Genomic DNA, 13,722 nt, shown 5'->3' on the forward strand with positions numbered 1-13,722 from the left:
AGAAGCTGCCTTACTTTTGCATTATAAATAAAAACCAAGAATATGAGACCATATATAATCAGTCACATGATGACTTCGGTCGATGGCCGCATCGACTGCCCGATGGTCGGGCAACTGAGTACGGATGAATATTACATAGCCTTGGAAAAACTGGGGCCTTGCTCGAAACTGTCAGGACGAATAACTACCGCACTCGAATGTTCCGCCGTCAAAGAGGAAAGTACCCCCATGGAGGGAACTCCGATAGGTCATAAATCCGTATATGTCGCCAGTAAATCGGACGAATATACGATCATTGTCGATACCTATGGGAAACTGCGTTGGCAGGAGGGTGAAGCTGACGGGCATCCTCTACTTTGTATTGTCAGTGAACAGGTGTCCGAGGAATATCTGGAAACGCTGCGCACATTGGGTATTTCATGGATTGCGGCCGGTACGGAACGCATTGACTTGCCGGAAGCGATGGAGTTGCTTCACGAACATTTCGGTGTCGAACGCTTGGCGATTGTCGGGGGAGGGCATATCTGTGGCGGTTTCCTGGAGGCCGGACTGATTGACGAAGTGAGTATTATGGTAGCCCCGGGTATCGACGGTCGCAAGAGACAGACGGTGGTTTTCGATGGAATTTCCCGTATGGAATGTAACCCGTACAAGCTGAAATTAGAGAGTGTGGAACAATGGGAAGCAGATATTGTCTGGCTCCGCTATAAAATAAAATAATACGGCTATGAAGTTACAAGCAATCGCCATATTGACGTTCCTGATCTTTGAGAATGTCATGGCACAAGAAACGACAACAGCAAAATATATAAATTCAACCGATATGGAAGCATTGAAATTGACGCAGGAATGGGATAAGACCTTTCCGCAGAGCGATAAGGTGGAACATACGAAAATCACGTTTCACAACCGTTACGGCATCACGCTTGCCGCAGACCTTTACAAGCCGAAAAATACGCAAGGACGTCTGGCAGCCATTGCCGTCAGTGGCCCTTACGGTGCGGTGAAAGAACAAGTGTCAGGCCGTTATGCCCAGACACTTGCCGAACGAGGCTTTCTGACCATTGCTTTCGATCCCTCCTATTACGGCGAAAGTGGTGGTACACCTCGCTATCTTACGTCACCCGAAATCAGTACGGAGGATTTCAGCGCGGCAGTCGATTATCTGACATCCCGTGCGGACGTCGATCCGGAACGTATCGGAATCTTAGGCATCTGCGGTTGGGGCGGGTTTGCACTTAATGCTGCGGCCAATGACCCTCGTATCAAAGCGACGGTAACATCCACTATGTATGATATGAGCCGGGTAAATGCCAACGGGTATTTCGACGCCATGAGCTCCGATGACCGTTACAAATTGCGCGAATAACTCAACGCACAGCGTACTGAGGATTATCGTGATGACAGCTATGTACGCGACGGTGGCGTACTTGACCCCGTAACGGACGATACTCCGCAATTCGTCAAGGAGTATCACGACTACTACAAGACGGAACGAGGCTACCATCGCCGTTCACCGAACTCCAACGAGGGAATCACGAAAACCAGCGTATTGTCATTCATCAATATACCGTTGCTCACCTATATCAGCGAAATCCGCAGTGCCGTGTTGATGATTCATGGAGAAAAAGCTCATTCCCGCTATTTCAGCGAGGATGCCTACAAACGGCTGACGGGTAGTAACAAGGAACTGTTGATTATACCCGGAGCCAACCATGTCGATTTGTACGATAATCTCAACGTGATTCCGTTCGACAAGATAGATGCTTTCTTTAAGAATGCCTTAAAGGAGAAATAGGCTTTAAATTTTTAGTAAAAATTGGTAGGAATTTTCTCCACTCATGCTTGTGAGAATCCGGTAAAAGAAAGAATCAATGAATAAGGAAATAGACATAAAAGACATGGCACCCGTGAAGGCCTCGGAACGCCATGTCATCCTCGATGCTCTAAGAGGATTTGCATTGCTGGGAATCTGCTTTGCCAACTTTCCGGAATTCTCGCTTTACACTTTTCAAAAACCGGAAATTACGGAGGCTATGCCTACGGCGGAAATAGATAAGGTAATTCGCTTTCTTCAATACCTTTTCGTGGACGGTAAGTTCTACACCATATTCTCGCTGCTGTTCGGTATCGGATTCTCAATCATAATCAGCAACGCGGTTAAAAAGGGAACGGACGGATTCCGTATTTTTTACCGGCGGATGATTGTTCTGGCCGCCATTGGTTTTCTGCATCTGATGTTTATCTGGAGTGGGGACATCTTGTTGTTGTATGCCTTATTGGGCATGTTGCTCCCTCTTTTCCGGCATGTTTCGGACAGAGTGTTGCTGGGGACTTCCGCTGTCTTATTGCTACTTCCTATTCTGATTGATTGGTTGGCCGGTACATTCGGAGTGTCCCGGTCGGCTCCCGCAGTGCGAATGCAACAGCACTATTGCAATTTATATGGTATAACGGAATATAACTTCGGAATCTGGCTACGCGACGCGGAAAACTACGGAGGGGTCTTTCAATTCCTGGTACAAGGTGCATGGGTGCGCTTGCAGGAATTTATCGACGGCAATCGCTATTTTAAGGTATTGGGATTGTTCTTATTGGGCTTCTACATCGGACGAAAGCAAATATACGCCGATCTTGAGGCCAATCGGGTACTACTGAAAAAAACGGTGACATACGGTTTTCTGCTGGGACTTCCCCTATCCGTTCTCTATGCCTGGAGTGCGGTAAACGGGCATCCTTTCGGAACGACTGCACACACCGCCATCTATACGGCAAGTGTCTATCCTTTAGGTTTTGCATACGTTTCCGCTATCTGTCTCCTGTACCTGCATGGTAGAGAGTGGCGCTTGTGGCGCTGTCTTGCCGCTCCGGGGAGAATGGCACTGACTAATTACGTGGGACAGTCGGTATGGGGCATGGTTCTCTTCTACGGTATCGGCTTCGGACTGGGTGCCGGCATTGGATTGACAGGAACAGAATCCATAGCTTTCTACGTCTTTCTTGTCCAGATGGCATTCAGTGCCTTATGGCTCTCCTATTTCCGCTTTGGGCCTCTAGAATGGGGCTGGCGGATGCTGACTTATGGGAAGTGGTTAAAAATAAGGAAATAAAGTAATTCAATAATAATCTCACTCTAAAAAAATAATAGTATGGATAAAAGGAAATTAGGACAGCTGGAAGTATCTCCGATAGGAATGGGATGTATGGGATTCAGCCACGGTTACGGGCAAGTGCCACCCGAAGCGTATGCCATAGAAGCCATCCGCGGGGCATACGACTACGGCTGCACGCATTTCGATACGGCGGAAGCCTATGGCAAAGAACAATTCTACGCCGGACATAACGAGGAATTGGTGGGTAAGGCGATTGAACCGTTCCGTAAGAAGGTGGTGCTCGCCACCAAATTTCATATTGGTGAACTCTCGAAACCGGACGAGACGAATCTCTACCAGGAGGTACGCCGGCATCTTGAAGATTCCATGAGCAGACTTCGTACGGATTATATCGACCTGTATTACCTGCACCGTATCAGTGAGGCAGTCCGGCTTGAGGATGTGGCAACCGTCATGGGACGGCTTATTCAGGAAGGACTGATACGTGGTTGGGGATTGTCGCAAGTATCGGCCGATCAGATACGGGCGGCACATAAGATTACTCCATTATCCGCCGTCCAGAACATCTATTCGATGGTGGAACGCGATTGCGAAACGGAGATTTTCCCGGTGTGCCTTGAAAAAGGAATCGGAGTCGTACCGTTCTCGCCGATTGCAAGCGGGTTCCTTTCGGGTAAGGTAACGGCACAGGAGCAGTTCGGCTTCGATGACGTGCGGAAATTCGTTCCCCAATTATCGAAAGAGAATATCGAGGCCAACCAGCCCATACTCGATTTGCTGTATCGGTTCGCCGTAGAGAAAAATGCTACCAACGCCCAGATATCGCTCGCGTGGATGCTCCATAAATATCCCAATGTCGTACCTATTCCCGGTTCCAAGAACCAGGAAAGGATTCTGGAGAACCTGGGGGCTTGGAACGTCACGCTTTCCGATGATGAGTTCCGGCAGTTACAATCAGCATTGGATGAATGTAAGGTACACGGACATCGTGGATGCGTGGAAACGGAACAGACGAGTTTCGGTAAACAATGGAGTGAAGAAACAGATAAGTGAATTAAGTCACATTCAGTCCGGTACTGAATAATCAAGAAAAAAGGTAGTGAACTTCCTGGCAAAACAAATTGAGCCTCGCAGCAAAGACGTTGCGGGGCTTTGCTTTTACCTTTGTATCAAAGGAATAACTTAAAAATAGCAGATATGAAAACGAAACTCTTATTTTTCTTTGTATGGCTTGTGTTGCCCGTTACGGGCTGTTCCGCAGGTGAACCCTAAACGGATTTGCCAAGTACATCTCCGGTTGAAAAACCGGAAGAACCTGTCGAACCTTCCGGGGATAAAAAAGTGTTGATTGTCTATTTTTCGGTTCTTCTTTAAATTTGGTGGTAAATTCTTTATTTCTTTATTTTCAAGTTGATAATTGTTCTTTTTGTTTGCTTTTATAAGAAAAAATAGACACAGGCTGAATAAGATAACTCAAGTTTCGGAAGTGAGTTTACGCCGTCTGAACCGGTATCTTCATCCTTGTACCTTTTTTCAATTAACATTGTTAACGCCTTTTGTAGGTTGTCAGGTTCTTGTGCGCAAATAACAAGTCTTTTGCATTTAAAGAACTTCTTATTCACATCCAAAGAACAAGCTTTAACTCTGTGTTAAAACAAAGCTTTTGAAGACAGAAATCTTACTTTTTAAAGATATTGATTTTCAGTTGGTTTAGTATAAAATACGCTTCTTCACTTCACGGATGGATTCTTCAGGCGAAAGCTGGGATACTTGCTTTTTTGTCAACTATAAACGAGGGTTTACACTTCTGAAAACTGAATTAGATTCCATGAGTAAAAGAAAACTTACCACCAAATGGCCTTTGAGTAACTTGATATATTAACATGAATCTGTTTGTGAAGTTAAAATAATAGGTTCTATAACAAATGGGGTTTAGAACAAAAAATTGAGAAAAATAACATTGTAACATGTTTGCAACTTGGTTGCAAGAAATATACTCTATTTTTGTCCCGAAAGTAAAAACCAAACAGATGAAGCGTATCTTTTTCGTATATCCACTTGCCATAGCGACACTATTCTTAATAGTGCTTTCCGCTATTCCGCATCACCATCATAAAGAGATGATGTGTACGGTGATGGAATTATGTGAACAAGACGATATCTACAATGATGGGCATACGGATCATGAGGCGGGGCAAGATGCACATAATGAAAACACCTGTGTATCACAAGCTGGTTATATTTTTCCTTCCAGCGTTGATAAAAGTAATCTGCATGATGGAAGCCTGATGAATATCCACTTGCCGGTTCTATATCTGTTTGCTGACATTCTGACTATTCATTTCGATATACCAATCCCTGAAAACACATACGATAGGTATGTTGTCTCTTATACGTCCGTAGTGCTGGGTGAGAGCAGCGGATTGCGTGCTCCTCCCTATTTTTTCTCTTAAGTATTTATTGCAGGGTTTATAATACTGTAATATCTGCTATTCTTTCCGGTAACTGTAATCAGTTACCTCCAATATTTATCTTTTGATAATTAGATTTCACCACTTTGGGAGAAAGCCCAAACGAACCAGAATCGGTAATGACAGGGATATGTGCTCTGACTGTTTATGACACGGTTAAAACTTTCTTGGCTAATCAATTATGGAACAAAATATGAGGTTGTCAATCAATGTGAAATCGAAATTTTGGATAGACGATATTTTCCCTTTCAGATAGACCATTGCTGCCTGAACAGGGCTTCTTGGGGGCAACGATTATTAGTTCGGTGATATGCTTGCAGATGCCGGAATGGGTATTCTCAGTATTCGTGTTGTTTATTGGCACTATTCTGTATTACAGAGGAAACTCTCAAACAAAAAAAATGGGGGAGTAGCCTTGTCTTTGCGTTGTTTTACAATGGTTGGCAAGGTTGTCCTTCTTTTTCAATTCAACTTTAAAATATAACAAAAATGAAAATATATATATTTATTATACTGGCTGCGGCCACTTCAATCTCCCTGATATCTTGCGATTCGAAACAGAGTGACACCCGCTCGGCCTCTTCCTCAGAGGTTCACCGGAATGACGACGGTCATGATCATCGGGAAAGTTATGGAGACAACCATAGTGAAATAGAGAACTCCGGCAAGGGACATGAGGACGAAATCATTTTCACTCGGCAACAGGCGGAAGCTATCGGGTTGGAGATATATAATGTGGTACCCGGATCTTTTGCACAGGTAATCAGAACCAGCGGACAGATACAGGCAGCCCAAGGAGATGAAGAAACTATTGTCGCCACGACCAATGGTGTCGTATCTTTTCCCGGACAAAACATCATCGAAGGAGCAACTGTTGGTGTGGGAAGTACTATTGTAACCATTTCAGCTAAAAATCTTTATGAAGGAGATCCGGTGGCAAAAGCCAAGATTGCCTATGAAACTGCCTTGAAAGAGTATCAGCGTGCAGAAGGTCTGGTAAAGGATAAGATTATTTCCGCTAAAGAGTTCGAACAGACTCGTATGAAATATGAAAATGCCAGAACTGCTTATGAAGCCCAAGCTGCCAATGTAACTGTTTCCGGGGTAAAAGTTACTTCTCCCATCAGTGGATATGTCAAAAACAGGCTGGTGAGTCAGGGGGAATACGTGACTGTCGGACAGCCTGTTGCTACAATTTCCAAGAACCGGAGATTGCAACTGCGAGCCGATGTTTCAGAAAACTATTTCAATGAACTTAAGAAAATCAGGGGAGCCAACTTCATGGTATCCTACAATAACAAGGTTTATAGGTTGGAAGATCTTCACGGGCGTTTATTATCCTTTGGCAAAGCCGCTGCTGAATCTTCTTTCTATATCCCGATTACTTTTGAGTTCGATAATATCGGTGATTTCATTCCCGGTTCTTATGTAGAGGTATACCTGCTCACCACTCCCCAAAATAACGTATTTTCCATTCCTGTTACTGCATTGACGGAAGAACAGGGTATCTATTTTGTCTACCTGCAAATAGCAGAGGAGGAGTTCGTGAAGCGTGAAGTCGGTATCGGAGAGAGTGACGGTAAAAACGTGAGAATACTTTCTGGCTTGAAAGGGGGTGAGAGAGTGGTCGTTAAAGGTGCTTATCAGGTAAAGCTGGCTTCTAGTTCATCGGTGTTGCCCGAAGGGCATAGTCATTAATTATAAAAGGAAGAAATCATGTTGAATAAAATTATAAAATTCTCTCTGAACAACCGTATTGTTGTTCTGATAGGGGCTCTATTATTGATTATTGCGGGAACTTATACTGCTGTGAATATGGAAGTGGATGTTTTCCCGGATCTGAATGCCCCTACTGTTGTTGTGATGACGGAGGCTAAAGGGATGGCTCCTGAAGAGGTGGAGCGTCTGGTGACTTTTCCGGTAGAAACCGCTGTAAATGGTGCCACTGACGTACGTCGTGTGCGTTCTTCTTCTACTACAGGTTTTTCTATTGTATGGGTCGAATTTAATTGGGGTACGGATATTTATCGTGCCCGTCAGATAGTCTCCGAGAAGTTGGCTGTGTTGGGTGACGCCTTGCCTTCCAATGTGGGTAAGCCAACCTTAGGTCCACAGTCCTCCATTCTGGGAGAGTTGCTTATTATCGGTTTGACCTCCGATAGTGTATCCCTACAGGATTTGCGAACGATGGCAGACTGGACTATCCGTCCCCGTTTGTTGTCTACTGGCGGTGTAGCCCAGGTAACAGTTTTAGGGGGTGATATTAAAGAGTACCAGATATTACTTGATCCGGGTAAGATGAAACATTATGGAATCGGCTTGAACGAGGTCATAGACGTAGTGAAAGATATGAATCAGAATGCCGCCGGTGGTGTTTTGTATGAATTTGGAAATGAATTTATTGTTCGTGGCGTATTATCCACTAATAAGGTGGAGGCCCTTCGTAAGGCTGTAATTAAGAATGTTGATGAAGTACCCATTACACTGGAGAATATTGCTGAGGTTAAAATCGGTGCTAAGGCTCCCAAGATGGGACTGGCTTCCGAACGCGGTAAAGCCGGTATATTGTTGACTGTCACCAAGCAACCCAACACAAGTACCCTTGATCTGACCGGTAAGTTGGATAAGTCTTTGGAGGATTTGCAAAAGGTATTACCTAAAGATGTGAAGGTTACTACCGATATTTTCCGTCAATCCCGTTTTATTAATAATTCGATTGATAATGTTCAGAAGTCTTTATATGAAGGCGGTATCTTTGTAATTATTGTACTGCTCTTATTCCTGATGAATATACGTACTACCGTTATTTCATTGATTACCATACCGCTTTCGGTTATTGTAGCTATTCTTACTTTGAAGACTTTGGGGCTTACCATCAATACGATGAGTTTGGGAGGTATTGCCATAGCTATCGGTTCTTTAGTGGATGATGCAATTGTGGATGTGGAGAATGTATTCAAACGCTTGCGGGAGAACAGGCAAAAACCTAAAGAGGAACAAAAAAATGTTCTGACAGTTGTCTTTGAGGCCTCCAAGGAAGTACGTATGCCTATCTTAAACTCCACTCTGATTATTGTAGCCAGTTTTGTTCCTCTTTTCTTCCTTTCCGGAATGGAAGGCAGGATGTTGGCACCATTGGGCATTACTTTCGTTATTTCACTTTTTGCTTCCACTGTGGTTGCTCTGACCCTTACACCGGTTTTATGCAGTTACCTGCTGAATAAACCAAAGAACAATGGTGAGGAACATGACCCTTATTTGGTTCGTAAGTTGAAATCCGGTTATGGGATGGCTTTGCGGTGGACGTTATGCCATAAGAAAGTGGTTTTGGGAGCTATCGGAGCCATTTTGATTGTTTCGTTGGTGATGATGGCTTCCTTTGGACGTAGTTTTCTTCCACCTTTCAATGAAGGCTCGTTCACCGTGAGCATCAGTACTTTGCCCGGTATTTCTCTGGAAGAGTCTGATAAGATAGGCCGGATGGCCGAAGATATACTTCTCTCGGTACCGGAGGTACAGACTGTAGGACGAAAGACCGGACGTGCTGAACTGGATGAGCATGCCTTGGGTGTGAACACTTCCGAAATAGAGGCGCCGTTTATACTCGACAAGCGTTCAAAGGATGAAGTTCTGACAGAAATCCGGGAGAAAATAAAGGTTATTCCGGGTGTGAATATTGAAATTGGTGCACCTATTACACACCGTATCAATGCTATGTTATCCGGATCGAGAGCTAATATCGCCATAAAGTTGTTTGGTACGGACTTGAACAGGATGTATGAAATCGGAAACCAGATAAAAAATTCGATTCAGGATATTGAAGGTGTAGCCGACCTGAATGTGGAGCAGCAGGTAGAACGTCCACAGTTAAAGATCGAGCCCAAACGGGAGATGTTGGCTAAATATGGCGTTACACTTCCTCAGTTTGGTGATATTGTAAATGTCATGCTGGGAGGTGAGGCAGTGTCTCAGGTATACGAGGAAAATAGGTCTTTTGATTTGACGCTGAAGGTGAATGATGCCAGTCGTGCTAGTGCCGAGAGAATACGCAAGCTGATCGTGGACGCCAATGGTCGTAAAGTGCCGTTGGAAAATATTGCCAATGTGACATCATCGATGGGGCCTAATACGATTAGCCGTGAGAATGTGGCTCGTAAGATTGTTATTTCAGCCAATGTTGCCGGTCGTGATTTACGGGGAGTAGTAAATGATATTCAGTCGAAAGTTGACAGTGAGATACAATTACCCGAAGGATATCATATTGAATATGGCGGACAGTTTGAAAGTGAGCAGGCTGCTTCGCGTATTATCACTATCACTTCCATTTTCTCTATCCTGGTTATTTTCCTGCTCTTGTTCAAAGAGTTCAAGAGTGCGACTCAGTCATTGGTAATCCTGCTGAATCTGCCACTTGCACTGATTGGAGGTGTGTTCAGTATCTATTTCACATCCGGTATATTGAGTATCCCGGCCATTATCGGGTTTATTTCTCTTTTTGGTATTGCAACCCGTAACGGTATGCTGTTGATAGACAGGTATAACAGCCTGAGAGCTTCCGGAATGTCTGTGAATGACAGTATCCTGCACGGTTCTCTGGACCGTCTGAATCCGATTCTGATGACAGCTTTGTCTTCCGGATTGGCATTGATACCGCTGGCATTGGGAGGTGAACTGCCCGGTAATGAAATTCAAAGTCCTATGGCCAAAGTTATCTTGGGAGGACTTTTGAGTTCAACTATCCTCAATGGATTTATTATTCCTATTATGTACCTGTATATCAGTCGTAAACAAGAAAAGAAAATTGAAACAATTGAACTAACTGAAGACTAAAATGAGAACAATTATATTAATAATGGCGTTGCTGGCAAGTGTGTCACTTGTCGCCCAAGAAAACATAGGCAGCATACTTTTCTCCATTGAGGAGAATAATTCAACCCTGAAAGCATTGAGAGAAGAAACAAACGCTCAGAAATTGGGGAATAAGACAGGTATATACTTGTCCGACCCTGATGTAGAGTTTGGTTATCTTTTGGGAAATCCCGGAAAGATCGGTAATCGCCAGGATTTCAGTATCAAACAGACTTTTGACATTCCGACCCTTACCGGGATGCGAAGTCGCTTGGCCGGCAACCAGAATAAGCTGGTAGAACTTCAGTATGCTTCTGAAAGAATTAACCTGCTTTTGGAGGCGAAGCAATATTGCATCGATCTGGTTTATTATAATGGTTTGAAAAAAGAACTTAAAGTCCGATTACGACATGCACAAGCCATAGCCGATGCTTATCGACAACGACTGGATCGTGGAGACGCCAGTATTCTGGAGTACAATAAGGTTCAGTTGAATCTTTCCACCGTGCAAGGGGAGATGTCAAGAATAGAAGTGGAGAGGAACGCTCTTCTTTCCGAACTCAAACGATTGAATGGTGGTATGGATGTGATTTTTGAGGCGAGCAATTATTCTCCGGCTTCGCTGCCTGTCAATTTTGAAGACTGGTATCTGTCGGCTCAACAAAAGAATCCGCTACTGCAATATGTAAAGCAACAGATAGAGGTCAGTAAGGAGCAGGTTAAGCTCGGTAAGGCCATGACACTTCCGAAATTTTCAGCCGGTTATTCGCTGGAAAGGACCCTTGGACAAAAATATCAGGGAATAAGTGTGGGGATTTCCATCCCTTTATGGGAGAATAAGAATCGGGTGAAGCAGGCCAAAGCCGGTGTTGTGGCGGCACAGGCCAGAGAGCAGGATAGCAAACAGCAGTTCTATGACAGGCTCCGGAATTTATATATGCGTGCCAGTGGTCTCCAGCAGACAGCCATTGCCTATCGTGAGTCCCTCAAGGCACTCAATAATACCGCTTTACTGATGAAAGCACTGGATGTGGGTGAGATATCCTTGTTAAACTATATCGTTGAGATAGGCCTGTATTATGACACAGTTAATCAGACGTTGGCTGCCGAGCGTGATTTTGAAAAGGCTTTGGCAGATTTGTCTGCTGTTGAACTCTAAAAAAACGACCTATGAGAAAACTAAAAAAGCCATATTCTCAAAATTGGAGAGGTCTGTCTGCCAAATGGCTGTTTATTTTGTCTACTGTTTTAGGGATTATAGCAGGGACTTGTTTTTGGATTTTTATTTCTCGCTGTGGAAATGAGGAGTGTTTTTTAAATTATGATCCATTGCCGGAAATGTTTATTGGTGGCGTAATAGGAGCGTTTTTATATGTTATCATATGGGGTATGACGTCTGATATGTGATATGGTTTAGGAAGTCCTGCATGAACGATAAGTTTCTGCAGGACTACAAAAAATCACACTTTTTAATAAATTACCGCTTGATATTCTATCAATAGATGTATACTGAATAGAGTACATCGTGATTGGAATATCAATGCGGTAACCAATATTTAGTAGGTTTTCGAACCTCATCGGTTTTAGTTGTAAAAAGAAGTGTTAATTATTGCTCAAGACTTCTATTGCCTGTTTTAATGTACGATCAATATGAGTAAAAGGTGAAAGAGCCATTTCACGAACTTCATCTTCTGTTAGTGGGTCTACTAGTAGGTCCGGTTTGATACCTATTCCTTCTATTACAGTATGGGTTGCATCCTGCATTGCAAGTAAAGGCATATAAAACTCTAAATAGTCACTAACCTTTCCTCTTATTCCTCCGTTGAATTGATCCGAATCTCCCAATCCAGCAGTTGCACCAGCGCTATAGCCTCCTACGACTGTGACATGTTTTCCTTGGCTTTTTAACATTAAAGTGCTGATTTCGGACATACTAGCACTATTGTTATCTAAAAGAATAACTATCGGTATTTCCTTTTTTATCCCAATGCCTGTTGTTTTTGTCATGCAAGGTATCCATGGGGTATAACTGAATGGATTATTATCTTCCTTAAATCTTTGGTAACCAAATATAGCATCTTTAGTGATAAAACGATCTGTAAATGTTCTTGCATCAAGTACCATACCGCCACCATTTCCTCTAAGATCCAGTATTATCTTTTTTATTTTTCCAACTTTGAGGGGTACCAAAAAGTTTCTATAGAAATCTATTTTATATTGATTGTTGATGACATTATCTATGTTTGATAGAAAGACGGTATATTCACATGCTAATTGTAAATGTTCGGTTGAGCGCTGTTTAAACCATGTAGTATAATTAGGATTTAATCTAAATTCTTTCAAACCACTTAACTGTGATAATTCAATATTTATATCAGGCGCATTTTCTTTTGCTTTGGATAATGCTTCAATAAAACTATTGTCTGGATTTTCTGATTGATTAAAATCCGCTATTTTTTTTATTGCATCTTGTGCGATTTCAGACCTCATGAAGGAGTTAAACTTATTCATGTATTCTATCGATTTCTCAATTAGGGCACTTTTTACTGCGGGGTCTTTAATTTTATTCGCTTCGACAGTATCTCTGATCTCTTTTTCTGTTAAATAGTACGGACTTTTATCGTCTATAACCAAGTATTCGCTGCCAAATGACAATATATAATGATTACTTATTGTAAATGATTTAAAGCTGAAGTAATATATGTCAGGATTGTCTGATAAGAAACCACCTAACATATCGTTGGCCTGTCCGAATACTCCTGTTTCAGATTGTATTTTAGATCTCATGTATTCATACTTGAGTTCAAAAGGGTAAGTATATATCTTTTCTTTACTCTTCATACCACCATGAAAGTAGACATTTCTGATAAAACTATGCGATACAGGAAGTGAAATCTTTACATAGAAGTGCCTGTCTATGATGGGATCTATGATTTCTGTAAAATATTCTATCGCTTTATTACAATCTTCTGAGATTTCCGCTTTGCTATACTGCTTATCTCTGTTGAACGTTTTCAATTTTTTGAATTTCGGAGCATATTCATTATATACCGTTTCCCAATTAAAACTGCTCTGCTCGTAAAAATAATTATATCTTTGATTCATTGTATTCCAAAACACTTCAAACAGGTCAGAATATGATTTTATATCGTTTGCTGTATACCGTGTTGGTTCTTTGGTTGATTCTGTAACATCTTCAACGCAGCTGCTGGAGATAAAGATCACAAGAAATAAAAGAAAGGAATGACGTAATGTCCAATTATATTTTTTAGCTTTCATAATCTATAATT

10 protein-coding genes and 1 pseudogene are annotated in these 13,722 nt (G+C 42.6%); 9 read left to right on the plus strand and 2 right to left on the minus strand.

The features are described 5' to 3' along the window. Positions 1 to 42: 42 nt before the first annotated feature. From BSHG_RS07630 to BSHG_RS07620, 4 genes and pseudogenes are all read left to right on the plus strand, one after another. A complete protein-coding gene (locus BSHG_RS07630) occupies positions 43 to 720 on the plus strand; it encodes a dihydrofolate reductase family protein (RefSeq protein WP_032497412.1) in 678 nt (225 codons plus the stop codon). Positions 721 to 727: 7 nt separating this feature from the next. Next, positions 728 to 1,798 (plus strand): annotated as a pseudogene (locus BSHG_RS0220520) (alpha/beta hydrolase). 76 nt (positions 1,799 to 1,874) lie between these two features. Further along, positions 1,875 to 3,110, plus strand: a complete 1,236-nt coding sequence (locus BSHG_RS07625; protein ID WP_008660022.1) for a DUF418 domain-containing protein — start codon at positions 1,875 to 1,877, stop codon at positions 3,108 to 3,110. Positions 3,111 to 3,149: 39 nt separating this feature from the next. Next, complete coding sequence (locus BSHG_RS07620) at positions 3,150 to 4,166, plus strand: aldo/keto reductase (RefSeq protein WP_005787335.1); 1,017 nt, start codon at positions 3,150 to 3,152, stop codon at positions 4,164 to 4,166. Positions 4,167 to 4,549: 383 nt separating this feature from the next. Here the strand turns inward: BSHG_RS07620 and BSHG_RS23540 are convergent, their stop codons facing one another. Next, positions 4,550 to 4,735: a hypothetical protein gene (locus BSHG_RS23540; protein WP_032529501.1), complete on the minus strand. Its 186-nt coding sequence runs from the start codon at positions 4,733 to 4,735 to the stop codon at positions 4,550 to 4,552. Positions 4,736 to 5,080: 345 nt separating this feature from the next. Between BSHG_RS23540 and BSHG_RS07615 the strand changes: the two genes are divergently transcribed. The 5 genes from BSHG_RS07615 (at position 5,081) to BSHG_RS07595 (ending at position 11,839) form a co-directional block, all read left to right on the plus strand. Then, positions 5,081 to 5,566, plus strand: a complete 486-nt coding sequence (locus BSHG_RS07615) for a DUF6769 family protein (protein WP_005794279.1) — start codon at positions 5,081 to 5,083, stop codon at positions 5,564 to 5,566. Positions 5,567 to 6,073: 507 nt separating this feature from the next. Further along, on the plus strand, positions 6,074 to 7,282 hold the full coding sequence (locus BSHG_RS07610) for an efflux RND transporter periplasmic adaptor subunit (RefSeq protein ID WP_008660026.1): 1,209 nt from the start codon (positions 6,074 to 6,076) through the stop codon (positions 7,280 to 7,282). 18 nt (positions 7,283 to 7,300) lie between these two features. Further along, on the plus strand, positions 7,301 to 10,414 hold the full coding sequence (locus tag BSHG_RS07605) for an efflux RND transporter permease subunit (RefSeq protein WP_005787339.1): 3,114 nt from the start codon (positions 7,301 to 7,303) through the stop codon (positions 10,412 to 10,414). 1 nt (position 10,415) lies between these two features. Next, on the plus strand, positions 10,416 to 11,591 hold the full coding sequence (locus BSHG_RS07600) for a TolC family protein (protein ID WP_008660028.1): 1,176 nt from the start codon (positions 10,416 to 10,418) through the stop codon (positions 11,589 to 11,591). Between the two features lie 11 nt (positions 11,592 to 11,602). Next, positions 11,603 to 11,839: a hypothetical protein gene (locus BSHG_RS07595; protein WP_005787343.1), complete on the plus strand. Its 237-nt coding sequence runs from the start codon at positions 11,603 to 11,605 to the stop codon at positions 11,837 to 11,839. 195 nt (positions 11,840 to 12,034) lie between these two features. Here BSHG_RS07595 and BSHG_RS07590 read toward each other — a convergent pair whose 3' ends face one another. After that, positions 12,035 to 13,711, minus strand: coding sequence for a S41 family peptidase (locus BSHG_RS07590; protein ID WP_008660031.1), 1,677 nt, complete (start codon positions 13,709 to 13,711; stop codon positions 12,035 to 12,037). Positions 13,712 to 13,722 lie beyond the last annotated feature (11 nt).

This window comes from Bacteroides sp. 3_2_5, assembly GCF_000159855.2.
GTDB classification, from domain to species: Bacteria; Bacteroidota; Bacteroidia; order Bacteroidales; family Bacteroidaceae; genus Bacteroides; species Bacteroides fragilis.